Source organism: Streptomyces sp. BF23-19 (assembly GCF_041106355.1).
In the GTDB taxonomy this organism is placed as follows: Bacteria; Actinomycetota; Actinomycetes; order Streptomycetales; family Streptomycetaceae; genus Streptomyces; species Streptomyces virginiae_A.
Genome location: NZ_JBGBPT010000019.1, coordinates 1 through 22629, shown reverse-complemented (window position 1 = coordinate 22629; position 22629 = coordinate 1). Strand labels below are relative to the sequence as shown.

Below are 22629 nucleotides of genomic sequence, written 5' to 3'. Positions count from 1 at the left end.
CTCAAAGGGTGCACTCGCACAACCTTGCCAACCCCCATTGGCACTCTTACATTCAACTCGTCGGTAACAACGGTGCACAGCCGAAATAAGGGACGTTCTCATGACCGGTTCTCCCCATTTATCCGACCCGTCCGACGATGCTTCCGGCCGCGTCCGCTGGCGCCGGTTCGCCGTCCTGACCGTCCCCGCCGTCGCCGTGACCGCCGGCCTCGGCATCGCCCTCGCCCAGGGCGTGCTCGCCGCCTCGTTCGCCGTGTCGGGACAGCAGTTCAAGGTGTCGGCGAGCAGCCTGGAGGGCGAGGGCTTCGCCCAGTACGGCAGCGTGGACGTCAACGCCCGCCAGGAACTCATCCCGGTGGCCGTCACCGCCATCCGGGAGGCCAAGCTCCACAGCCTCTGCCAGTCCGTGGTCACCTCGCTCCCGGTGATCGGGGACATCTCGCTCAACCTCACCGCCGGGGACAAGTCCCCGGTCGAGGCGAGCAACCTCTTCGTCGACGCCACCCAGCTCTCGGGCGACGCCGTCTTCAGCAACATCGAGATCGGGCGCGACGCGTCCACCCTCGACAAGGGTCCGGCCGAGGCCCAGGGGATGCAGGACCTCTTCGCCCAACAGGCCGACACGGTCAGCATCACCGGCCTCCAGCAGACGGCGTGGGCGACGAACGCCGGCACCTTCAAGCTCTCCGGGCTCAGCATGAACATCAGCAAGGGCAAGAAGGAATGCTTCTGAACCTACGGCGGCGCTGGCAGCGGTGGCGGCGCAGCAGACCTTTCTGGGGCGGGCTGTTCGCGATCCTGGCCGGGTCATGGATCTGTGTCCTGCCGCTGGCACCGCTGAAGATCATGCTCCAGCAGGGGGTGGCGGGGATCCCGTCCGTCCTGATGGGCATCGTGATGATCGTGCTCGGGCTCACCGCCTGGTTCGCTCCCCCACAGCGTTCCCTCGCGGGTGTCCTCACCACCCTGATCGCCACCGCCGCTCTGGTCCTGTCGAACCTCGGCGGGTTCCTGATCGGCACGCTCCTCGGCATCCTCGGCGGCGGCCTGATGTTCGCCTGGCAGCCGTACGCCGCCCGCGGTGCCGGGAAGGCGGAGTCCGCCGTGGCCGCACCCCCTCCCCCCACCCCGCACCACGATCCCCAAGGAGCACAGCCATGAGCCGTACGCGCACCGCGCTCGCCCTCGGGACGGCAGTCGCCGGAGCCATCACGCTCGCCTCGGTCACCGCCTCCGCCGCCCCCTTACCGCAGGCCGGGTCGACCACCGTCACCCCGGCCGGGCACGCGTTCCAGGCCACCCTCAGCGGGAAGGCCACCTTCAAGGCCGGTTCGGTCACCATCACCTGTACGGTCTCCGTCGCCACCGGCAGCGTGCCGGGAGCGCCCGGCAACAGCAACCCGGCCGGGCCGGTGTCCTCGCCGATCTCGGCGCCCACGTACAGCTCGTGCACGTCCAGCATGTGGGGAGTGACGCCCACGGTCACCACCAGCGGCGCCTGGTCGGTGTCGATGCAGAACGGCGCCCCGGTCACCGCCACCATGGGCCTGCCGGTCGGCGGTCTGGTGGTCCAGACGAGCGGGCTCGCCTCCTGTACGGTCACCGCCGCCCCCACCGCTCCGGCGAACGCCGGCGGTACCTGGGCGAACGGGACTCCGTCGACCCTGACCTTCACGAACGTCCCCGTACCGGTCACGGTCACCGGCGGGTTCGGCTGCCCGACGAGCGCGACCACGTCCCTCTTCAACGCGGTCTACAAGGTGACCGACACGACCGACCCGGGGCAGCAGATCACCGTCGGTCCCTGACCCACCCGATCGACCCCGGGCCCGATCGACCCCCGGCCCCTCCGTTCCCGGAGCGTTCCGGGGGCGGACGGGCCGTCGCGCACCTCATGCACCTCGCGCGTTCAGCGGTGCGAGGGGAACTCCGTCACCTGCTGGTAGGTGGGCCGGTTCTGCCAGTTGATCTGCGGGTGGGCGAGGCCGCCGACCGGACGCTGGACGATCGAGTCGGCACACCACTGGTTTCCGGCCGCGCAGGTCCCGTCGGCCGGGTACACGGCCGCGGGGGTGGCGGCGGCCGCCTGCTTCAGCGTCGCGGCCACGACCTCCCGGCACGCGGGGAGCGAGCCGCCCCCGCAGTGGACCTGGGACGGCGGATCGAGGACCGGCCGTCCCAGCACCATGCGCAGGTCTTCGTCGGCGTAGCTCCACCAGCCGTACTGGAAGGCCGACCCCGCGTGCGAACCGGTGGGCCCGTGGCCCGCGTTGGGTGCCTCGTCCACCGTCAGGGAGGCGCGCAGGGCGTCGTAGAGCGGGGCCCCGAGGCCGGGCCTGAACTCCGCCTCGATCAGTAGCGGCCACCAGGCGTCCATGATCCGGACGGCGTCCGCGTGCGCGTACGTCCTCGAACCCCGGGCGGTCTCCTTGCGCTGGGCACCGCTCGCCTGCCACGCGGCCAGCTTGTCGATCGCGGCGCTCACCGCCGGATCGGTGACGGGGGCGCTGCGCAGGACGGCGAGCAGCTCGGGCAGCAGGTTCTCGGCGCGCAGGTCGGTGACCGCGGCCTCGGCCATGGCCCGGGTCAGCTCGGCCCGGGTCACCCCGCCCGCCGCCACCAGCGCTTTGACGCGGCGGTCGAGGAGGTCGCCGCGGTGCACGGCGCCCATCCCGAAGCCGGCCGCCCCGTAGTCCTTGGCCTGCTTGTTGTTCCAACTGATGTAGTAGTCCTGCCCGATGGACTGCGGGTGCTCGGCGGGCGGGGTGTAGGCGGCGGTGTTGGCGGCCGGGTCGAAGCCCCGCCACTCGTACTGCTGCCGGGCGTGCACGGGCAGGGAGGCGTCGACTCCGGGCGCCCGGACCGGGTTCGACCCGCTGTTGTAGTACGCCGCTTCGCGCGAGTCGGCGTAGAACCAGTTGAAGGCGTAGCCGATGTGCTCGGCGGCCTGCTGGAAGGTGCGGGCGTCCTTGACGTAGGAGGGGTCGTTGAGCATTTGGAAGCCGATGATCGAGTCGGCCTCGTGGCGGTAGGTGGAGCGCAGCGCCGCGTACGCGACGGGCTTGCCGGCGACGGTGGCCCGGTGGGTGACGATGCCGTAGTGCGTGCGCCACACCTGCATGCGGTAGGAGCCGTCGGGTGTCGGGTCGGCGACGGACTTCTTCCAGGTGTTGGTGCGCTCCAGCTTCTCCATGGGCGTGCAGATGCCGCGGTGGAGGTAGTGCGCGCTCGACCTGGTGGGGGCCTGCCCGCCCGGTTCGCACAGCTCCACGGCGAAGGTGTCGGTGATGTCCTGTCCGGCGGAGGTAGCGCTCCACGCATAGTCCTGGCCGCGGCCGAGCTGGACGTACATGCTGACGCCCGCGAAGGAGGCGCCGCGGGCGCTGATGCCGGGGCCCTGGAGCTCCTGGAGCATGAGGAGTTGGGGGGCGAGGTAGCCGGTCTGCGGGCCGAACACGGCCACCGGGTGACCGCTCGCGGTGTGGGCGCCGGAGACGAGCAGGGCGTTGGACATGCTCTGCTTGACCGGCTTGGGCGGGTCGGCGGCCTCCGGGGCGGTCGCCGCGCCGCTGCGGTCGTACACGAGCGGCTCGGCGACGACCGATCCGGCGTCCGGGAGCGCCGTGCCCTGCGGGTTCGCGGGCTTCTGGGCGTACGGGAAGCTCGTGCCGTCGTGGACGGTGAGCACGGCCTCGGGGTCGTTGCGCTGACGGAAGGACTCCCAGACCCGGGTGCCCTCCTCCAGGCCGTACCTCTGCTGGGCGGCCAGCAGGGACAGCGCGGCCTGGACCTCGCCTCCGCCGCCGCCACCGAAGAGTCCGCCGACGACGGAGGCGAGGGCGATCAGGTCGGTGATCTTGAAGGGTTGGATCTCACCGGCGTTGGTGATCGAGTCGATGTGCCCGGTGAGGACGTACTCGCCGGGGAAGTAGCGGCCGTTCTTGGACTGGGTGCGGTAGAGGTTGATGCCGTCCACGTAGGCTTGGGCGTCCTCCATGGCGAGGCGCCCGCGCTCGCCCTCGGTGGTGCGGATGCGGTCCACCTGGGCCTGGAGGTCGGCCTCGGTGTACGGGGCCTGCGGCCAGAACTGCTGCTCCAGACCCTGGTTGGCGAGGGCGCCGCCGGCGAAGGGGGTCAGGTCCCCTCGGCCGACGTGTCGGAAGAGGTCCATCTGCCAGAGGCGGTCCTGGGCGGCGGCGTAGCCCGCGCCGAAGGAGGTGCCGTAGCGGGTGGTGCCCTTGATGTGGGGGACGCCGGTCTTCTTGTCGCGGGTGATGGTGACGTCGGGGCGCGGGCTGGTGGTGGACTCGACCTGGTCGGCGGGGACTCCGAAGGCCGCGTTGTTGAAGAAGTCGTTGACCTTGGCGTCGGTGAGTCCGGGATATCCGGCCACCAGGGAGTCGTAGCGCGCCAGTTGGTCGGAGGCGTGGGCGGGCATGGTGCCGAAGGCCTTGTGCAGGAGGATCTGGGCGAGTGTCGCGTTGCCGTTCTGGCCGGGCGGCAGGATGTCGGAGCACTGGCCGCCGCAGTGATCGGCGATCGGGAGCGGTGTCGGGTCGTCGGCGGTGGTGGCCGCGACCGCGGGGGCGAGGGGGGAGATCAGGGCGGCGCCGAGGGCGATCAGCCCGGCGGCGACGGCGGTTCTCAGGCGAGCGGTGGGACGTCGCATACGTGCTCCTCCGTGGGGGCAAGGAACCGGTCACGGGGAGGGTACTGGCGGGACTACCACTCAGTAAGATGAGCGACCGTCACTTTTTGGCGTGGGTAGGACCGTTCGCTCCCGCGCGGAAAATGCGTTGCCCTCCCCCGCGCGGACGAGCGAAGCTCGCCGACATGTCTCACAGCCCCGAGCCTCAGCCGCCGCAGTCCGCCGCCCCGCGCCCGCCGCGACGGGACGTCTCCGACCTCTTCTCCGGCGGCCGTCTCACCGTGATCCCGCGCAAGGTCGCCCGGCGCGAGCAGTTGCTCGCCCACCTCACGGAAACCCTCTTCACGGCGGACCGGGAGTACACGGAGCCCGAGGTGAACGAGGCGCTGCGCACCGTTCACGAGGACTGTTCGGCGTTGCGGCGGTATCTGATCACCTCGGGCCGGCTCACGCGGACCCGTGACGGCCGTGCCTATCGGCGGGCGGCGACCACCCTGTAGTGGGTCGTCAGTCGGCCGTCGTCACCGATCACGTGGAAGGCGACGGCCGGCGGCTCGTCGAGGTGCACGTGCTCGTCGGACCCGGTCCGCGGCTCCCACGGCAGCCGGAGCGTGGAGACGACCCCGGGCGCGACCAGCACCGGCCGGCCGGCGAAGGTGGTGGCCGCGGCGGTGTGCGCGTGCCCGCACAGGAAAGCGGTCAGGTGTGGGTGGCGCTCGGCGAGGGCGGCGAGCCGCTCCTCCCCGAACTGGCGGATCTCGTCCACGTACGGGGTGTGCAGCGGCACCGGCGGGTGATGGAAGGCGACCAGGACCGGGATCGCCCGCGGGGTGTCGGTCAGTACGCCGTTCAGCCAGGCCAGGGTGGACTCCTCCAGGAAGCCGTGGTGCTCGCCGGGAACGGACGAGTCGCAGACGGCGAGTACGAAGCCCTCGCCGCGCAGCACCTGGTCGACGGGCTCGGTGGAGGGGGACCCCTCCCCCAGCAGGCCGCGGCGGAAGGCGGCCCGCTCGTCGTGGTTGCCGGGGCAGACGACCAGCGGGTGGCGCGAGCGCAGCAGCTTCGCGGCCTCCTCGTACTCGGCGTCCGCGGCGTGGTCGGCTATGTCCCCGCTCACGAGTACGGCGTCCAAGTCGTGCGGAAGGCCGTCGAGATACTCCATGACGGCGCGGGTGCGGTCGGCCGCGCGCCGGTCACCGTCGAGATGGACGTCGCTGAGGTGGGCGATCACGATCACGTGCGGTGTCTCCTTCGTCTCTGGTCTAGAGAGGGGGTGGACACCCATTCAACACGCCGAACCATCACCCGCCCCGTCGTACGCGAAGACCTCGTCCCCCGGTGGCGGTGATCATAGGCAGGGGCCCCGGGTGATCGGTAAGCCGCTGCGGACCGTGCGTCAGAACGGCGGGTCTTGGCTGTAGCCCCCGCCCGTCCAGCCGGCTCCCCACGACGCTCGTGCGGCCCTGAGGCGGGCGTAGTGCTCGCGGGCCGCGATGTCGGACGCGTTCTCCAGGCCGCTGGTGTCGTGCCCCCAGGCCCTCAACCCGTCGAAGACGCGGTCCCGGTGGCGCCGGTCGGTGCTGGTGGCCAGCAGGCTCCGGGCGTGATCGGCCAGGTCGGCGCGGTATTCGATGAGGTGGGGGTGCTCGATGAGGGGGATGGCTGCGACCAGCGCCGCGTGGCGTACATCGGCGCGGTCGTGACCGAGAAGGGTGCGAACGGCGGAGAGGATGGCCGGGCGTGCGTCCCGAAACGCACGCATCTCCTGGCATTCATCGAGAAAATCCTCGACGCGATCGCCGCCGCCGAGGGCGACGCACTCGTCGTCGGCGTCATAAGCGGTGTCGCCGAGCCAGTCGAGCAGCCGCACGAGAGTCGGGCCGGTCCGGGGTGTCTCGCCGTCGTGGCGGGAACGGTCCGTCGCGATGGCCGGATGGTCGAGGATCGCCGCGACGTAGAGCGCCACCGGAACGGTCGCCTCGTAGATGCTGTTCTGGTGGGTCACCGCCCCCAGCGCGTCCGGGAGGGCGGACTCCCTGACCACCGGGTCCGGGTCGGTGAGACGCATCAGCGCCGCGGGCAGGGATTCACCGGTCCCGCACGGTGTGGCCAGCGACGCCCAGTCCGTGGTCTCCAGCAACGTGTGCGCGGGAGGGAGCTCGGCGGGGTGGGGATACTCGATCCGGCTGCGGCGGGGGTTCACATGCAGAGGCTAAGGGCTGTCGAGCCACCGACGCAGCCGGGTGTCATGTGTCCGGCGGACCGCGTAGGCCTGGCGCCGGCCCTCAGCCGGTGCTGCGCGGCCGGGTGCGGCGCAGCAGTACCCAGCCGGCCGCCGTGAGGGCGACGGCGCTCCCGGCGAGGGTGGCCACGGTAGCTCCGGTGGAGGCGAGCGCACCGCCGCCGGGGGCGGTGTGGTTGCCGCCGCCGACCATGGCACCGGTCGAACCGCCGCCGACGCTGCCGGGGGTACCTGAAGCGCCGTCGGAGCCGCCATCGGAACCGCCCGTCGTACTCCCGGCGGAGCCGGTGGAGCCCGTCCCGTCGGTGCTTCCGGTTCCCCCGGCCGTGGAGGGGCCGCTGCCGCCCGTGGTGGGGTCCGGGATGGTGACGGTGAGGGTGGCCTCGGCGGTTCGGCCCACACCGGCGTCGTTGCCGAACTCCGCCCGGTAGCGGCGGCCGCTGTCGGAGAGCGCCGCCGTGAAGGTGTACGTCGGCGAGGTGGCGCCCGCCACGGCCTGCCAGGTCCGGCCCGCGTCCGTACTGACCTGCCAGACGACGGTGGGTCGGGGAACCCCCTCGGCCTCCGCCGTCAGCGAGACCTCGGTCCCGGCCGCGACCGAGCGGTCCGCCGGGCTACGGGTGACCTGCGGGGAGGTGGCCCGCTCCAGCCGGGTGATCCGGCCGGCCACCGGGTCCGATACGAAGACGCTCGCCCCACCGGGCTCGACGGCGACCGCCGCGCTGCCCAACTGCATGTGGAGGCCGGGGAGTACGACCGGCTTCGCGACCTCCTGGAGGTCACGGGCGCGGTGGACGGTGAGCGTTCCGTCGTTGTCGCTGCCCGGCTGCGAGCTGTCCCCCGCGTCCTGCCACACGACGAACGCCTGGTGCGTGGTGGCGTCGAAGGCCGCCGCGCGGGGCATGTCGGTGCCCGCGCCCCGGAGGGTGCCCAGCCGCTTGCCCGTCGCGTCGTGGACGACGACGGAGGAGTCCAGCCCGACCCACACCGCGCCGGTCTCGGGATCCACCTCCGTGAACCCGCCGAACCCCTCCCCGGCCGGGAGTTCCACGGTCTCGGTGACCTGGAAGGAGGCAGCGTCGATCCGGTACATCCGGCGGTGGGCGATGTCCGTGAACCACACCGTGCCGCGCGCCGCGTCGACCGCGAACCCGTCGCCGCCCTCCAGCGTGACGGAGCGCCTCACGGCCGCCGTGGCGATGTCGACCTCCGACAGTACGGGCCCCTGCGCGACCAGCACCGTCGAGCGGGTGAGCCCGGCGGCGGCGTGGGTGACGGCCGCACCCGGCACCCACGCGCCCGCCGCGGCGGCGTCGCCGTCCTTCGCGGTTCCGATGCCGCGCAGCGGATAGGAGAAGACCGCCCCGTCCCCGGGCAGCGGCGCGAGGAGCTGCCGCACCGCCCGCCGGCCGAGCGTGCCGGTGGGCCCGGGTGCCTGGCCGACGGTGCTGCGCACCTTGCCGTCGGCGGGGTCCAGGACGTGCAGCCCGCTCTCGTTGACGTCGGCGGTCTCGGGCAGATCGTCCGAACCGACGTACAACTTCTTCGAGTCCGGGTGCAGCAGCAGGTCACGGGGTTTGCCCGCCGTGGTGAACTGCGCCACCGACCGGTACGCGACGGTGCCCTGCGGTACGTCGGCCCCCTCACCCCCGGCTGCCGATACGGGACTTCCGGTGGCGGCCGAGGCCAGTACGAGCGCCAACGCGGCGGATGCGGCGCCGGCGCGACCGGGGGTGAGGGGGTGTCGGGGTGTCATGGCTTCCTCGTCGACGACGTCGGGGGCAAGGGCAGGAAGAGACGGTCCAGACGGCCTAGTTGAAGGTCACCGGGACGTGGACGTCGTACTTGCGGTTCGAGGAGTTGAAGTGGTCCGCGCGCGTGACGACGGCGCATTCGACGGTCTCGCCGCAGATCTGGCCGCCGCCGAGGTCGGCCTTCACGTGGATGGTCACGCTGAAGGTGCCTCCCGTACCGAACGTGGAGGTGTTGGCCAGGGTCCCGCCGAAGGTGTTGTTGACCCAGTGCGAGGCGCCGGTGGTGCCCGACTGGTCCGAACCGCCCAGGCACGGGGTGGGCTTGCTCGCGCCGGGTGCGCCGCTGACGGCGCAGAGGCTCACGTATATGCCCTTGGCGGTGTTGTATCCGCTGCCCGTGACCGTGACGTTCTGACCGGTCGCGGCGGCGGAGGAGGGCGCGGTGAGGCTGAGGTCGAAAGTGGTCGCGCCGTCGGTGACCGTACGTGTCGAGGTGGCGGCCGAGGCGGAACCGGCCGCGCCGACGGCGAGTGCGACGGCGGCGGAGGCGGCGACGGCCGCGCGGGCGGCGGTACGGGGCAGGGAGGCAGCACGCATCACTGGGACACCTTTCAGGCACGGGAAGTCAGCAAGAATTGAGGTAAGGCTAACCTAATTTCGATCAAGGTTGCATGCCTACTTCACGCCATCCGCACGAACGTGACGGCCGATCAACTTCATTGCGGGGAAAGCCGATCCGGGGACCGACACGGGTCACCGGACGACACGGGTCACCGGACGACACGGGGCAACAGAACGGCCCGGCTGCGCCGTGCGGCGCGGCCGGGCCGTGTCCAGGCCCCCGAGGGCCGGTGCTCACCCCCGGTACGTCTCCAGCAGCCGCAGCCAGACCTCGCTGATGGTCGGGAACGACGGCACCGCATGCCACAGGCGCTGGATCGGTACCTCACCCACGACCGCGACGGTGGCCGCGTGGATCAGCTCCGCGGCGCCGGGGCCGACGAAGGTCACCCCGAGGAGGACCTCGCGGTCGAGGTCGACGACCATGCGGGCCCGGCCCTTGTAGCCGTCGGCGTACAGACCGGCGCCGGAGACCTTGGACATGTCGTAGTCGACCGCGCGCACCCGGTGCCCGGCCCGTTCGGCCTCGGCCAGGGTCAGACCCACGGCGGCGGCCTCCGGATCGGTGAAGACCGCCTGCGGGACGGCGCGGGTGTCGGCGGTCGGCGTGTGTGCGCCCCAGGGCGCGGTGTCCAGCGGGGTACCGGCCGCGCGGGCCGCGATCACGGCGCCCGCGATCCGGGCCTGGTACTTGCCCTGGTGGGTGAGGAGCGCGCGGTGATTGACGTCCCCGACGGCGTACAGCCAGTCGTGCCCCGGCACCCGGCAGGTGTCGTCCACGTCGATCCACCGACCGGCGGGCAGCCCGACGGTGTCCAGTCCGATGTCCTCGGTCCGTGGCGCGCGACCCGTCGCCGTCAGCAACTCGTCGCCCTCCAGCGTCTCGCCGCCTTCCAGGACCACGCTGACGGGACCGGTCGAGCCGTCCCGTACCACCGCCTCCACCGACACCCCGATACGGACCTCGGCCCCGGCCTCGCGCAGCGCCTCGGCGACCAGTTCTCCCGCGAAGGGCTCCATCCGCGGCAGCAGCCCGTCGCCGCGTGCGAGAACGGTGACCTGCGAGCCGAGGGCCTGCCAGGCGGTGGCCATCTCGACGGCCACCACCGAGCCGCCCACGATCAGCAGCCGGCCGGGGGCCTCCTGCGCGGAGGTCGCCTCACGGCTGGTCCAGGGGCGGGCCCCGGCGATCCCGGGGAGGTCCGGGATCACGGCCCGGGTGCCGGTGGCGACGACCACCGCGTGCCGGGCCGACAGGATGTGGTGCTCGCCCTCGGGGCTGGTGACGGCGACCTTGCGGACCCCGTAGAGCCGGCCGTGACCCCGGTACACGTGGGCTCCGGTCGAGTCGATCCAGTCGATCTGGCCCTGGTCCTTCCAGTCACCGGTCCAGTAGTTGCGGTGCGCGAGCGCCGCCGCCGTGTCCAGGGGCCCCTGGACGGCGCCGGCCAGGCCCGGCACCCGGCGGGCGTCGGCCCGGGCGAGCGCCGGGCGCAGCAGCGCCTTGCTGGGGACGCAGGCCCAGTACGAACACTCTCCGCCCACCAGTTCGCTCTCGACGAGCGCCGTGCTCAGCCCGGCGGCGCGGGTCCGGTCGACGATGTTCTCACCGGCCGGTCCCCCACCGAGGACCACCACGTCGTACTCCACCGCTTCCGACACAGACACCTTCCAAGGGTTCCAGAGGGTCCACCAGGACCCATGAGAATCCCGGTCAGGGGCTAATGTCCCGTCACTCTACGTGTGGTCCGGGCGACATGCGCGAGATGACGGGCGGCGTCGGCGTGGTGACGTCCCGCGGCGGCCGGGTCAGGCGCTGACCGACCGCCAGATGTGGTCGGGCAGTTCACGGGCCGCTTCCTCCAGGTCGACATCGCCCACGGTGAGCCAGCGCCGGACGACGGCGACCACCGGGCCCAGGGCGAGGGACTCGATCAAGGGGGCCGAGAGGACGGCGAGTTCGCCCGATTCCTGGTGCGCGTGGATCCAGCGGGCGATCGGCGTCAGCCGGGCCTCCTGGGAATCACGGATCCGGCGTGCGTTCGCCATGCCCAGACGATCCGCGGTGACGGAGTGGATGAGGCGGGCCGCGTCGGGGCGGTCCCGTACGAAGTCGAGGTAGGCGAGCACGACGGCCCGGATGCCGGAGCGGGCGTCGGCCGCCTGCATCAGCGCCGGCGCGAGTTCCCTCAGGAGCTGGTCCAGGGAGCGCAGCGCGAGTGCGGCGACCACGCCGTCGAGGCTGCCGAAGTGGTGGTAGATGCTGCCGGAACTGACCCCGCTGGCGCTGGTGATGGTGCCGAGGGTGAGGCCGGCTTCCCCGGACGAGGTGTAGATGCGGAGCGCCGCGTCCAGGACCTGTTCGACAGTGGCTTCGCCGCGTTGTTGCTTCGGCATCGGGCAGGCGTCCTCGGTCTCCTCGCGGCGGCGGATCTCCTCGATCCTCGTCGGGTTCAGCCTAAAGCACCTCATTACTGGATTCTTTTCTAGAAAGACTTTCCATTTCGGGAGGGGGCGGTCCACACCGGGCCGCCCCGGGCTCGGGCAGCAGCGAGCGCCCGCGCAGGGTCACGGACATGAGAAGGGAGAGGCCGCCGACCCCGCGGGCCCCGGCGGCGTCCTGCCGCTCGACCCCGGGTGTGGCAGCGCGACCTGTGCAAGGACATCGGCAACCGGACGTTCCCCGCCGAGGAGCGCAGGAGCCTCCCGGTCCGCATCCCGGCGCGGCCCCTGTGCGCCTCGGGCACAGGCCCCTGGGGCGGGCACCTGGGGCGGGCGCGGATCCGCCGGGCTCACGTGAGCCCGGCGGATCCGCGGGCGTCAGGCCTGCGCCGTGCCGGCGTCCCCGTCGCCCGCGCCCTGCTGCTCCGCGGCGATCTTCGCGCGGACCTCGTCCATGTCGAGGGCCCGGGCCTGCTGGATAAGGTCCGTCAGGGCCGCCTCCGGCAGCGCACCGGGCTGCGCGAAGATGGCCACCTGGTCCCGGACGATCATCAGCGTCGGGATCGAGGTGATCTGGAAGGCCCCGGCCAGCTCCTGCTGCGCCTCGGTGTCCACCTTGGCGAACACGAGGTCGGTATGGGCCTCGGAGGCCCGCTCGTAGACCGGGGCGAACTGCAGGCACGGCCGGCACCAGCCCGCCCAGAAGTCGATCAGCACGAACGGGTTCTCGCTGACCGTCTGGTCGAAGTTTTCCTTGGTGAGCTCGACTGTAGCCACGGTGTCCAGACCTCCTGATTGAGCCGTCTGCTCCCTTGAACGAACAGCCTGCCTTCCGCATTCCGCATTCCGCGCGTGAACGGCGCCGGCTAGAACGGGTGGCCCGCCGGGGTGCTGCGGACCGTGGTCCAGCGCAGTTCCGTGAAGGCGTCCAGGTTCGCCTCGCCGCCGAAGCGGGCACCGGTGCCGGAGGCTCCGACTCCGCCGAACGGGGCGACGGCCTCGTCGTTGACCGTCTGGTCGTTGATGTGGGCGATCCCGGTCGGGATCCGATCGGCCAGGTCGAGCCCGCGCGCCGCGTCCCGGGTCACGATCCCGAGGGAGAGACCGTAGGGGCCCGCCGAAGCCAGCGCCACCGCCTCCTCCTCCGTCGAGAAGGACCGTACAGGCGCCACCGGGCCGAAGACCTCCTCGGTGTAGGCGGGGGTGTCGTCGGCGACGCCGGCCAGCACGGTCGGTCGGTAGAACAGGTCCCGGTGCGTGCCACCGGCCACGAGCTTGGCCCCCTGCCCGGTGCTGGCCTCCACCAGGGCGTGGACCCGGTCCAGCTGGGCGCGGTCGATCAGCGGGCCCAGGTGGACCCGCTCGCGGTACGGATCCCCCACGGCCAGTTCCTCGGCGCGCGCGGCGAGCCGCTCGACGTACTCGTCGTAGAGCGAGGCGTGCACGAGGTGCCGCCCGGCGGTCATGCAGATCTGGCCCTGGTGGAAGAAGGAGCCCCAGGAGGCCTGGGCCACGGCGGACTCGATGTCGGCGTCGCGGAGCACGACGAGGGCCGAGTTCCCGCCCAACTCCAGGTGCACACGCTTGAGATGACGGCCCGCCAGTTCGCCGACGGACCGGCCGGCGGCGGTGGATCCGGTGAAGGACACCACCCGCACGCGCGGGTCGGCGACCACCGCGGCGCCCGTCCCGGTGCCGCCGGGCAGGACCTGCAGCAGCCCGCCCGGCAGCCCGGCCGCGGCGAAGACTGCGGCAAGGGCGAGCCCGCCGCAGACGGCGGTGCGCCGGTCCGGCTTGAGCAGCACCGCGTTGCCCAGTGCCAGCGCCGGCGCGACCGAGCGGATCGCCAGGATCAGCGGCGCGTTGAAGGGGGCCACGACCCCGACCACCCCGGCCGGCACCCGGCGGGTGAAGGACAGCCGGGGCGCCTCGCTCGGCAGCACCTGCCCCGCGGGGCGGGAGGCCAGCGCGGCGGCCTCGTAGCACTCCTGCGCGGCGACGTGCAGCTCGAAGTCGGCCTTGCCGGGTATCGAGCCGGACTCGCGGACCAGCCATTCCCGCAGCTCGTCGGCGTGGGCGGTGAACAGGTCCCCGGCGCGGCGCAGCACGGCCGCCCGCTCCGGGTGGGTGGTGCGCGCCCAGTCCCGCTGCGCCGCGAGGGCCCGTACGGCGGCCTCCGCCACATCGGCGGGCGCGGCGAGGTCGATGGTGGCGAGGGTGCGGCCGGTGGCGGGTTCGACGACCGGGGCGGAGCCGCCGGTGAGGGTGGGTCCGTCCTGCCAGAGCGTCGGATCGAGGAGCGGCATGGCGCGGGGCCTCCGGGTGGGGATGGGCGGGGCGGGGGGCGGCAGCACGCGCCATCGTGCCAGACCGGAGGCTCCACATCTGTTCAGTTATTGGGCAGTTGACGCCGAGCGGTGACCGGAAACGATCGACGCCCGGATGGCAGGCCACCCCCGACGGGCAGCCCGAGCGACCACCCGAGGGACACCCCGGGCGGCACTCCGAGGGCCCGGGCCCGGGTCAGCGCTCCAGGACGAGGGCGATGCCCTGCCCGACCCCGATGCACAGGGCCGCCATGCCGGTGCCGGAGCCCGCCGCCGCCAGCTGGTGCGCGACGGAACCCGCCAGCCGGGCGCCCGAGGCACCGAGCGGATGGCCGATCGCGATGGCGCCGCCCCGCGGGTTGACCACGGCCGGGTCGAGCTCCGGCCAGGCCGCCAGGCAGCCCAGCGCCTGTGCGGCGAAAGCCTCGTTCAGCTCGAAGGTGGTCAGATCGGCGAGCCCGCGGCCGGACTTGGCGAGCGCCCGCTGGACGGCGTCCACCGGGCCCAGGCCGAAGAGCTGGGGCTCGATCCCGGTGACGGCGGACGCGCTGATCCGGGCGAGCGGCTCCCGGCCGGTGGCCGCCAGACCCGCCTCGTCGGTCAACAGCAGCGCGGCCGCGCCGTCGTTGAGCGGGGAGGCGTTGCCGGCCGTGACCGTGCCCGTGCCGTCCGTCCGGAAGGCCGGCTTCAGGCGGGCCAGCGCCTCCGGCGTGGAACCCTCCCGGATGCACTCGTCCCGCACCAGGTCCGCGCCGGAGTACGGGACGACCTCGTTGTCGTAGAGCCCGGCGGACCAGGCGGCCGCCGCCTTGCGGTGGCTCTCCAGGGCGAAGGCGTCCTGCGCCTCGCGGGTGATGCCGTGCTTGTCCGCGACGAGTTCCGCGCCCTCGCCCAGCGAGCCGGTCCACTCCTCGGGCATGCGCGGGTTGGTCATCCGCCAGCCCAGGGTGGTGGACCACATCTGCTGGTGCCCGGCCGGGAAGGCCCGCTCCGGCTTCTGCACGACCCAGGGGGCGCGGCTCATCGACTCGACACCGCCCGCGATGGCCACGGAGGCGTCACCGAGCGCGATGGCGCGGGCGGCCTGGATCACGGCTTCGAGGCCGGAGCCGCACAGCCGGTTGACGGTGACCCCGGGGACGCTCACCGGCAGCCCGGCCAGCAGCACCGCCATGCGGGCCACGTCCCGGTTGTCCTCGCCCGCGCCGTTGGCGTCGCCGAAGACGACGTCGTCGATGCGGGCCGGGTCGAGGTCCGGCGTACGCTCCACCAGCGCGCGCACGACGTGCGCGGCCAGATCGTCCGGTCGGACCCCGGCGAGGGCGCCGCCGAACTTGCCGATCGGGGTGCGGACGGCGTCGACGACGTAGACGTCGCGGACGGTGCGGATGCTCATGGGGGCTCTCCTGGGCGGATCCGTACGGGCGGTGGCGCGTCGGTGCCGGTGTGGACACCGGGGCACGCCGCCGGGCACGCCCGGTGGGGCGCGCCCGCAGTCTCCGTCCGTACGTCACCGCCTGTCAACGGCCCCCTGGGGCTGCCCGGCTCCCGACCCCGCGCCCCCGGGCCGTCCGGACCGTCCGGACCGTCCGGGCACCGTCAGGTCGACTCCCGGTGGATGGCGGCCGCCGCCATCAGGTCGTGCCGCTCCGTGACCTCCGACGGCTCGCGCACCGCGTGGTCCACCAGCGAGGCCAGGTGGGCGCCGGTCGGCATCTCCAGGCGGACCGTGCTCAGCCGGGGCCGCAGCAGCCGCCCTATGAGCAGGTCGTCGGCGCCTATCACGGCGACGTCCTCGGGGACGCGGAGCCCCTCGTCCTGGAGGGCGCGCATCAGCAGCATCGCGTACTCGTCGTTGTACGCGAACGCCGCGTCCAGCCCGAGCCCGCGCCAGCGGCCGGCGAGATCCGCGGCCGATTCCTCGGAGTAGGCCATCGGGAGGGCCACGACCTCGGCGCCCGGCACCGAGCGGGCGCCCGAGAGCCGGGGCACGGAGAACAGCTCCAGGCCCTCCTCCTCCGGGACGACCACCCCGATCCGCGTGCGCCCTCGCTCGACGAGATGGGCGGCGGCTCGGACGCCGACCTCCTGCTGGTCCATGACGAGGGCGTGCGCCCCGGGCACGCCGACGGGCCCCATCGTGATCACCGCGCGGGCTCCGGCCCGCTTGAGGGTGGCGACGTTGCGCGCCGAGAGGGTGATCTCGCCGAGGGAGATCACGGCCACCGGACGCAGTTCCGCCCAGGCCCGCACGGCCTCGTCGCCGCTGAGTCCGAGGCTCCCGTACTGCACCACCGTGTAGTCGAGGCGGCGCAGCGCCCACTGGAGTTCGTTGAGGAAGGTGCTGTAGAGCGGCCCGATCGGCACGTGGGAGGTGGGCAGCAGCACGATCCTGGTGTGTCCGGCGCGCAGACTGCGGGCGGCGGCGTGCGGGACGTACCCGAGCTCCTCGGCGGCCTCGCGGACCTTGCGGCGGGTCGGCTCGCTGATGCGTACGGCTTCCGCGTTGTTCAGCACGTACGAGACCGTCGCGCGCGAGACACCGGCGAGGCGGGCCACGTCGGCGCTCGTCGGAACGGGGGGCGGCGGCGGGGTGGCCGATCCGGAGGCCGGGGCGGGAGGCTTCGGCGTTTTCGATGACTGAGACATTGCCGTGGCATCTTTCCAGACCGATTGCGCCCGAGGGCTAGCGGATGGCCGGAAACGAATGCTACACAGTGGTTACACGAGCCATTGACACGTGTAACCACGGCGTCACATCCCACAACGTCCGATGTGTCGACGCCGTACCCCGCCGTGCCGCCGTCCTGTCGCGCTCCGTCGCACCCCCGCCGTCGTGACAGGGCGGCGCGCACTTCTGCGTAGCCCTGTGTACCCCTGCGCGCCCCACCGCGCCTCCCCCTCCCCTCATCCGCCCGCATATCTGCCCAGGAGGGCATCGTGGCCCTTTCCTCCCCCGGCACCGGCACCGGCTCCGCCGCCGCCACCACCGACGCGCCCCCGGAACCGGACACCACACCCGGAGGCGGCACCGGACCCGGCCCCGCACGCCGCGGCCTGCTGCCCCTGCTGCTCGTCGGCAACAGCGCCATGTACGCCCTCTACATCGGCGTGGCCGGCGTCCTGCTCGCGCTCCAGGTCGAGGACATCGATCCGGCGAACAAAGTGGCGAACTTCGGCCTGATCGCGGGGGTCTCGGCGATCTTCGCCACGGTCTTCAACCCCGTCGCCGGCGCCCTGTCCGACCGCAGCGGACGGCGCGACCCCTGGATCCTAGGCGGTGGACTCGCCGCCGTACCGGCGATGTTCCTGCTGGGCCTCGCCGACACGATCCTGCTGATCACGATCGCCTGGTGCCTCGGGCAGGCCGTCATGAACGTCTACCAGGCGGCCATCACCTCCGTGGTCCCCGACCGGGTGCCCATGGACGCCCGCGGCAAGGCCTCCGCGGCCGTCGGACTCGGCCTGCCCTTCGGCTCCACCCTCGGCGCGCTCATCGGCGCCGCCTTCTCCGAGGACTACCGCACCGGATACCTCGTCTTCGGCGCACTCGTGGCGGGCGCCGCCGTGCTCTTCACCGCCTGCGGCCGCGAGCAGCGGCTCCCGGCCCGCGCCCCGATGCCCGTCAAGGAGCAGCTCGCCGCCTTCACCGGCGCGCTGCGCGACCACGACTTCCGGTGGGCCTTCATCGGGCGGGCGCTGCTCGTGCTCGGCTACTTCGCGGTGAGCGGGTACCAGCTCTACATCCTGCAGGACCACACCGTGCTGCCCGACGGCATGAAGCCGGAGGCCGCGGTGGCGGTGCTGATGCCGCTGACCGGCGTGGCGATGGTCGTCTCCACGGTCCTCGGCGGATACCTGTCGGACCGGTTCGACCGCCGCAAGCTCTTCGTCGGCGCCTCCGCACTGCTGTCGGCCGTCGCGCTCGTCATCCCGGCCGTGTCGACCAGCTGGACGGCGATGCTGTGCTTCGCCGTGGTCAACGGGCTGGCGTTCGGGTGCTACATGGCGGTGGACACCGCCCTGGTGACCATGGTGCTGCCCAAGGCCGAGGACGCCGCCCGCGACATGGGCGTGCTCAACATCGCCAATGCCGGGCCGCAGATCATCGCCCCGTTCGTCGCATCGGTGATCGTGTCGTTCAGCGGCGGGTACACCGCGCTGTTCGTCGTCGCGGCCGTGCTGGCCGTGGCGGGCGCCCTTGCCGTGAAGCCGATCCGCAGCGTGCGCTGACGTACCACGTACCGACGCGGTGACGCGCTGACGCACCGACCGCCGCTCCGCACCGGCGGCCCGCACCTTCCACCACCCCGACCGACATCCACCGCCGAGAAAGGCACATCGTGCAGCTGCACACCCAGACCTGGGGCGAGGGCGACCGCGTCGCCCTCCTGATCCACGGCATCATGGCCGACCACCGGACCTGGCGCCGGGTCGGCCCCGCCCTCGCCGACCACGGCTACCGCGTCATCGCCGTGGACCTGCGGGGCCACGGCGCCAGCGGCCGGGGCGCGTACAGCCCCGAGCTGTTCGCGGACGACGTGGTCGAGACCCTTCCGGCCGGCGCGGAACTCGCCATCGGCCACTCCCTCGGCGGCCTGACCCTGTCACTCGCGGTGGACCGGCTGCGGCCGGCCCGAGCCGTGTTCTCCGACCCCGCGTTCCATCTGGCCGCCCCGGTCGACGGATTCGGCCCGGAGCTGCTCGCGCAGTTCAAGACGGCGACCAAGGAGCAGATCCGGACGATGAGTCCGCGGTGGGACGAGGTGGACGTCGACATCGAGCTGGAGACCCTGGCGGTGTGGGACGAGTGGACCGCGCTGAGCCTCGCGCCGCTGGTCGGCGCCGACCTGATGCCGGCCGCACCGGTGGTCCCCTCCCTCGTCCAGCTCGCCGACCCGAGCACCCTGATCACGCAGGAGCGGGCGCAGCTGCTCAAGAGCCGTGGTTTCGAGGTGCGTTCGGTCGTCGGGGCGGGACACACCATTCACCGGGACGACTTCGACGGGTTCATGGCCTCGCTGGAGGGCTGGCTCTAGAACTACCCGGCCACTCCCCGTTACGGTCACCCTACCGACCGGTAATGGGGAGTGGTACGCGATGTCCGATTCAGCTGTTCCGACGGCCGCCGGCCTGGTCGACATGGTCGACGCACTCGCCGAAGGGACCGTGTCGGCACGGCGGTTGACCGAGGAGGCGCTGTGCCGGATCGCCGCGGCCCAGCCGGAGCTCAACGCCTTCCGGACCGTCCGCGCCGAGGCCGCGCTCGCGGAGGCGGAGGCGGCGGACCGGCGGCTGGCCGCGGGCGAGCGGCTGCCGCTGCTGGGCGTACCGCTGGCGGTCAAGGACGACATGGACGTGACCGGTGAGCCGACCGCCTTCGGCTGCGCGGGGGCGTTCGCCCCGAAGACCGCGGACAGCGAGGCGGTACGACGGCTGCGCGCGGCCGGCGCCGTGATCGTCGGCAAGACGCAGACGCCGGAGCTGGGGCAGTGGCCCTTCACCGAGGGCGAGGCCTTCGGCGAGACCCGCAATCCGTGGAACCGGGCCTACACGCCCGGCGGCTCCTCGGGAGGCTCGGCGGCCGCCGTGGCGGCGGGCCTGGTCCCGGCCGCCCTGGGCTCGGACGGGGCCGGTTCGGTCCGGATCCCCGCGGCCTGGACCCATCTGGTGGGTGTGAAGCCCCAGCGCGGGCGCATCTCCACCTGGCCCGAGCCGGAGTCCTTCCACGGGCTCACGGTCAACGGCGTGCTGGCCCGCACCGTCGCCGACGCGGCGCTCCTGCTGGACGCGGCGAGCGGCTCGCACCCCGAGGACCTGCACCGCCCGGCGCGCATCTGCGCCGTCGAGGCGGCCCGTCGCACGCCCCGTCGGCTGCGGATCGCGCTCTCGTTCGCGATGGCCTTCACGGCGACGCCCAAGTACCTGGACCCTGAGGTCCGTTCCGCGGTGGAGCGGCTGGCCGCGCGGTTGGAGTCGCTGGGCCACGAGGTGATCCCGGAGGACCCGCGCTACGGCCCGATCGGCCTGACCTTCGTACCCCGCGCGACCAGTGGCGTACGGGACTGGGTGGCACGGGTACCCGATCCCGCGCTGCTGGACCCGCGCACGCACGAGGCCGTACGGACGGGCCGCGTCCTGGGCGGGCTCGCCCTGCGGACCTCCCGGCGGGCGGAGACGACCCTGCGGCGGCGGGTCGGCGAGGTCTTCGACCGCTTCGACGTGGTGCTGACCCCGACGACGGCCACTCCGCCGCTGCGGATCGGCGCCCTGGCCGGGCTCGGGGCGATGGCCACGGACCGGGCGATGATCGCGGCCTGTCCGTACGCCTGGACGTGGAACGTGCTGGGCTGGCCGGGGGTGAACATCCCGGCGGGCCTCACGGCCGACGGACTGCCGATGGGGGCCCAACTGCTGGGCCCGGCCGACTCGGAGCCGCTGCTGCTGGGGCTGGCCGCGCAGGTGGAGGCCGCGGAGGGCTGGGCGGCGGTACGGCCGGGCCGGTAGCGGGGCCGACACCCCCTTCCGGTAAGTTCCCATGAGGAACTATCGAATGCCACATCACCGGAAGGGGCGACGCGACCCATGACTCAGCAGACATGGACGGCCGTTGACGACTATTTCGACGGATTGCTGGTCGGGGAGGACGAGGCCCTGGCCGCCGCGGCCGCCGACTCCGAGGCCGCAGGCCTGCCCGCCCACCAGGTGGCCCCCAACCAGGGCAAGCTGCTGAACCTCCTCGCCCGCGTCCGCGGCGCCCGCCGCATCCTGGAGATCGGCACCCTGGGCGGCTACAGCACCATCTGGCTGGCCCGCGCGCTCCCGGCCGACGGGCGGCTCGTCACGCTGGAGGTCGACGAGCGGTGCGCCGACGTCGCGGCCGCCAACATCGCCCGGGCCGGGCTGGACCACGTCGTGGAGATCCGGCGCGGCCGCGCCGTCGACCTGCTGCCCGCGCTCACCGACGAAGCGCCGTTCGACCTGGTCTTCATCGACGCCGACAAGCCGTCCAATCCCGAGTACCTGCGGTGGGCCCTCGAACTGACCCGGCCCGGCAGCCTCATCATCGGCGACAACGTCGTCCGCGACGGCGCCGTCGTCGACGAGGACAGCTGCGACCCGCGTGTCCAGGGCGTGCGCCGGTTCACCGAACTCGTCGCCGATCACCCGCGGTTGACCGCGACCGCCCTGCAGACCGTCGGCAGCAAGGGTTACGACGGGCTCATCATGGCCCTGGTCACCGACTGAACCGCGGCGTGGGCGCGTGTGCCCGCCTCCTCCACCGGGGCCACGGCAACCAGTAGCCTCACCCGGATGACGGCACTTTCCCACCACAGCAACGGCCACATCGAGCAGCCCGGGCGCGACGGCGACACCGCGACCGCGGAGGCCGATCCGCACGCCATCGGCCCCGTGCGGACCGAGTACGCCCCGGACCCCGACGGCGATCCCGACCCCGGCGAGATCGTGTGGACCTGGGTCCCCTTCGAGGAGAACGACGGGCGCGGCAAGGACCGTCCCGTGCTGGTCGTGGCCCGGGAGGCGGGCGGGCGGACCCTGCTCGCCGTACAACTGTCGAGCAAGCGGCACGACCACGACCGGGAGTGGGTACCGATCGGGACGGGTCCGTGGGACAGCGCCGGGCGCGAGTCCTGGGTGGACGTGGACCGGGTGCTGCGGGTCCACGAGTCGGGGATGCGCCGCGAGGCCTGCGCGCTCGACCGCGGCCGCTTCGACCGGGTCGTGGACCGGCTTCGCGAGCGCTACGGCTGGCAATAGCGCTCGCGGGCCCCGGCGGTGGTCGCGTTCGCACCCGCGGCCACCGTCCGGGCCGGGTCCGACGTCCCGTGTCCGTGACCCGGACCGTCCTGGCGATCTCCCGGGGAGTGTTCTGCCGGTCGCGCCGGGCTCCGCCCCGATCGACAAATCACCCCCTAGGGTGGGGCCCGTAGGCGGACACAGGGAGTAGCGGGCATGCGAATAGAACGACACAGGGTGAGCGAGGCCGCCCTGGCGGCGGTGCGCGAGGACTTCGCGAACCGGATGATCTCCGACGTGTACTCCAGGTCCCGGGGCGGCCGGATCGACGCCTACGCCTGGTGGGAGATCACGCTGCAGCTCCTCGACGGCCTGGGTGCGTTCTCCGCGGTGACCCCCGACCTCGACACGCCGGAGGCCAGGGCGATCCTGGACGACGCGGCCGAAGCGGCCGCCGGCGCCGTGTCGTTCGCCGCCTACTACCCGAACGCGTACTTCCACGTCTTCCTGACCTACGTCGACCTCGGACTCGACTACGACGCCGACCCGGACGGCAGCCCGCAGCCGGTCAGCGCCGCCCGCTGGATCGACGCGTTCTGCCTGGCGGTCCTCGCCGACAAGGCCGAACGGCACGGCGAGGCCTTCCACTTCGCCCGTCGGGCACCGCAGCGGGCCGGCGGGCCCGGGCTCCCGTCGGTGGAGCTGATCAACGGCCTGCTGGCGTACGTCAGCGGGGACCTCGGGGACGACGAGCAGAAGTTCCCGCCCTCCCCGCGGGAGACGCTCGCCGCGCTGGACGCGGCGCTCGGCCGGGTCGCCGGCCGGCGGGCCGGTGCC

General features: G+C 72.8%; 20 protein-coding genes and 1 pseudogene. 10 read left to right on the top strand and 11 right to left on the bottom strand.

The genetic code is table 11. The features are described 5' to 3' along the window. Positions 1-100: 100 nt before the first annotated feature. The 3 genes from AB8A24_RS13555 to AB8A24_RS13545 are packed head-to-tail and all read left to right on the top strand — an operon-like array spanning position 101 to position 1808. Positions 101-733 (top strand): DUF6230 family protein, encoded by a 633-nt coding sequence (locus AB8A24_RS13555; protein ID WP_369475771.1) that lies wholly within the window; start codon positions 101-103, stop codon positions 731-733. After that, a complete protein-coding gene (locus AB8A24_RS13550) occupies positions 724-1161 on the top strand; it encodes a DUF6114 domain-containing protein (RefSeq protein WP_266481092.1) in 438 nt (145 codons plus the stop codon). Before AB8A24_RS13555 ends, AB8A24_RS13550 begins: the two co-directional genes overlap by 10 nt. Next, a complete protein-coding gene (locus tag AB8A24_RS13545) occupies positions 1158-1808 on the top strand; it encodes a hypothetical protein (protein WP_328960552.1) in 651 nt (216 codons plus the stop codon). Before AB8A24_RS13550 ends, AB8A24_RS13545 begins: the two co-directional genes overlap by 4 nt. Positions 1809-1909: 101 nt before the next feature. Here AB8A24_RS13545 and AB8A24_RS13540 read toward each other — a convergent pair whose 3' ends face one another. Next, positions 1910-4669, bottom strand: coding sequence for a penicillin acylase family protein (locus tag AB8A24_RS13540; RefSeq protein ID WP_369475769.1), 2760 nt, complete (start codon positions 4667-4669; stop codon positions 1910-1912). 164 nt (positions 4670-4833) lie between these two features. Between AB8A24_RS13540 and AB8A24_RS13535 the strand changes: the two genes are divergently transcribed. Then, positions 4834-5148, top strand: coding sequence for a DUF2087 domain-containing protein (locus AB8A24_RS13535; RefSeq protein WP_369475767.1), 315 nt, complete (start codon positions 4834-4836; stop codon positions 5146-5148). Here the strand turns inward: AB8A24_RS13535 and AB8A24_RS13530 are convergent. The 10 genes from AB8A24_RS13530 to AB8A24_RS13485 form a co-directional block, all read right to left on the bottom strand. Beyond that, on the bottom strand, positions 5121-5885 hold the full coding sequence (locus AB8A24_RS13530) for a metallophosphoesterase (RefSeq protein ID WP_369475765.1): 765 nt from the start codon (positions 5883-5885) through the stop codon (positions 5121-5123). The two genes, AB8A24_RS13535 and AB8A24_RS13530, sit on opposite strands and share 28 nt — an antisense overlap. A gap of 159 nt (positions 5886-6044) precedes the next feature. Continuing rightward, positions 6045-6851, bottom strand: a complete 807-nt coding sequence (locus AB8A24_RS13525) for a hypothetical protein (protein WP_369475764.1) — start codon at positions 6849-6851, stop codon at positions 6045-6047. A gap of 82 nt (positions 6852-6933) precedes the next feature. Further along, on the bottom strand, positions 6934-8646 hold the full coding sequence (locus tag AB8A24_RS13520; protein ID WP_369475762.1) for a hypothetical protein: 1713 nt from the start codon (positions 8644-8646) through the stop codon (positions 6934-6936). 55 nt (positions 8647-8701) lie between these two features. Then, entirely contained in the window at positions 8702-9241 is a 540-nt protein-coding gene (locus AB8A24_RS13515) for a hypothetical protein (RefSeq protein WP_328960557.1), read from the bottom strand. A 258-nt stretch (positions 9242-9499) separates the two neighbouring features. Beyond that, entirely contained in the window at positions 9500-10927 is a 1428-nt protein-coding gene (locus AB8A24_RS13510) for an NAD(P)/FAD-dependent oxidoreductase (protein ID WP_369475848.1), read from the bottom strand. Positions 10928-11074: 147 nt separating this feature from the next. Beyond that, positions 11075-11662: a TetR/AcrR family transcriptional regulator gene (locus AB8A24_RS13505; protein ID WP_328965790.1), complete on the bottom strand. Its 588-nt coding sequence runs from the start codon at positions 11660-11662 to the stop codon at positions 11075-11077. A 423-nt stretch (positions 11663-12085) separates the two neighbouring features. Continuing rightward, positions 12086-12484, bottom strand: coding sequence for a thioredoxin domain-containing protein (locus AB8A24_RS13500; RefSeq protein ID WP_328960558.1), 399 nt, complete (start codon positions 12482-12484; stop codon positions 12086-12088). Between the two features lie 89 nt (positions 12485-12573). Further along, on the bottom strand, positions 12574-14013 hold the full coding sequence (locus AB8A24_RS13495; protein WP_369475759.1) for an aldehyde dehydrogenase family protein: 1440 nt from the start codon (positions 14011-14013) through the stop codon (positions 12574-12576). 217 nt (positions 14014-14230) lie between these two features. Continuing rightward, positions 14231-15430, bottom strand: a complete 1200-nt coding sequence (locus AB8A24_RS13490) for a thiolase family protein (protein ID WP_328960560.1) — start codon at positions 15428-15430, stop codon at positions 14231-14233. Between the two features lie 203 nt (positions 15431-15633). After that, positions 15634-16683 carry a LacI family DNA-binding transcriptional regulator gene (locus tag AB8A24_RS13485; protein ID WP_328960561.1) on the bottom strand — a complete coding sequence of 350 codons (1050 nt, stop codon included), beginning with the start codon at positions 16681-16683 and terminating at the stop codon, positions 15634-15636. Positions 16684-16974: 291 nt separating this feature from the next. On the opposite strand from AB8A24_RS13485, the gene AB8A24_RS13480 reads away from it, so the two are divergent. From AB8A24_RS13480 to AB8A24_RS13455, 6 genes and pseudogenes are all read left to right on the top strand, one after another. Next, complete coding sequence (locus tag AB8A24_RS13480; protein ID WP_369475757.1) at positions 16975-18267, top strand: MFS transporter; 1293 nt, start codon at positions 16975-16977, stop codon at positions 18265-18267. 110 nt (positions 18268-18377) lie between these two features. Next, the gene (locus AB8A24_RS13475) at positions 18378-19073 is read left to right on the top strand and encodes an alpha/beta fold hydrolase (RefSeq protein ID WP_369475755.1); all 696 of its coding nucleotides are present in this window, start codon (positions 18378-18380) and stop codon (positions 19071-19073) included. A gap of 61 nt (positions 19074-19134) precedes the next feature. Further along, positions 19135-20541 (top strand): amidase, encoded by a 1407-nt coding sequence (locus AB8A24_RS13470; RefSeq protein ID WP_328960564.1) that lies wholly within the window; start codon positions 19135-19137, stop codon positions 20539-20541. Between the two features lie 78 nt (positions 20542-20619). Beyond that, positions 20620-21282, top strand: coding sequence for an O-methyltransferase (locus AB8A24_RS13465; protein ID WP_328960565.1), 663 nt, complete (start codon positions 20620-20622; stop codon positions 21280-21282). A gap of 66 nt (positions 21283-21348) precedes the next feature. Beyond that, positions 21349-21813 (top strand): type II toxin-antitoxin system PemK/MazF family toxin, encoded by a 465-nt coding sequence (locus AB8A24_RS13460; protein WP_328960566.1) that lies wholly within the window; start codon positions 21349-21351, stop codon positions 21811-21813. Between the two features lie 195 nt (positions 21814-22008). Further along, positions 22009-22629 (top strand): annotated as a pseudogene (locus AB8A24_RS13455) (hypothetical protein); the annotation flags it as partial.

Coding starts and splice junctions, on each gene's coding strand:
- AB8A24_RS13555 (WP_369475771.1), top strand. CDS start 101: ATGACCGGTTCTCCCCATTTATCCGACCCGTCCGACGATGCTTCCGGC.
- AB8A24_RS13550 (WP_266481092.1), top strand. CDS start 724: ATGCTTCTGAACCTACGGCGGCGCTGGCAGCGGTGGCGGCGCAGCAGA.
- AB8A24_RS13545 (WP_328960552.1), top strand. CDS start 1,158: ATGAGCCGTACGCGCACCGCGCTCGCCCTCGGGACGGCAGTCGCCGGA.
- AB8A24_RS13540 (WP_369475769.1), bottom strand. CDS start 4,669: ATGCGACGTCCCACCGCTCGCCTGAGAACCGCCGTCGCCGCCGGGCTG.
- AB8A24_RS13535 (WP_369475767.1), top strand. CDS start 4,834: ATGTCTCACAGCCCCGAGCCTCAGCCGCCGCAGTCCGCCGCCCCGCGC.
- AB8A24_RS13520 (WP_369475762.1), bottom strand. CDS start 8,646: ATGACACCCCGACACCCCCTCACCCCCGGTCGCGCCGGCGCCGCATCC.
- AB8A24_RS13515 (WP_328960557.1), bottom strand. CDS start 9,241: ATGCGTGCTGCCTCCCTGCCCCGTACCGCCGCCCGCGCGGCCGTCGCC.
- AB8A24_RS13505 (WP_328965790.1), bottom strand. CDS start 11,662: ATGCCGAAGCAACAACGCGGCGAAGCCACTGTCGAACAGGTCCTGGAC.
- AB8A24_RS13495 (WP_369475759.1), bottom strand. CDS start 14,013: ATGCCGCTCCTCGATCCGACGCTCTGGCAGGACGGACCCACCCTCACC.
- AB8A24_RS13490 (WP_328960560.1), bottom strand. CDS start 15,430: ATGAGCATCCGCACCGTCCGCGACGTCTACGTCGTCGACGCCGTCCGC.
- AB8A24_RS13485 (WP_328960561.1), bottom strand. CDS start 16,683: ATGTCTCAGTCATCGAAAACGCCGAAGCCTCCCGCCCCGGCCTCCGGA.
- AB8A24_RS13470 (WP_328960564.1), top strand. CDS start 19,135: ATGTCCGATTCAGCTGTTCCGACGGCCGCCGGCCTGGTCGACATGGTC.
- AB8A24_RS13465 (WP_328960565.1), top strand. CDS start 20,620: ATGACTCAGCAGACATGGACGGCCGTTGACGACTATTTCGACGGATTG.
- AB8A24_RS13460 (WP_328960566.1), top strand. CDS start 21,349: ATGACGGCACTTTCCCACCACAGCAACGGCCACATCGAGCAGCCCGGG.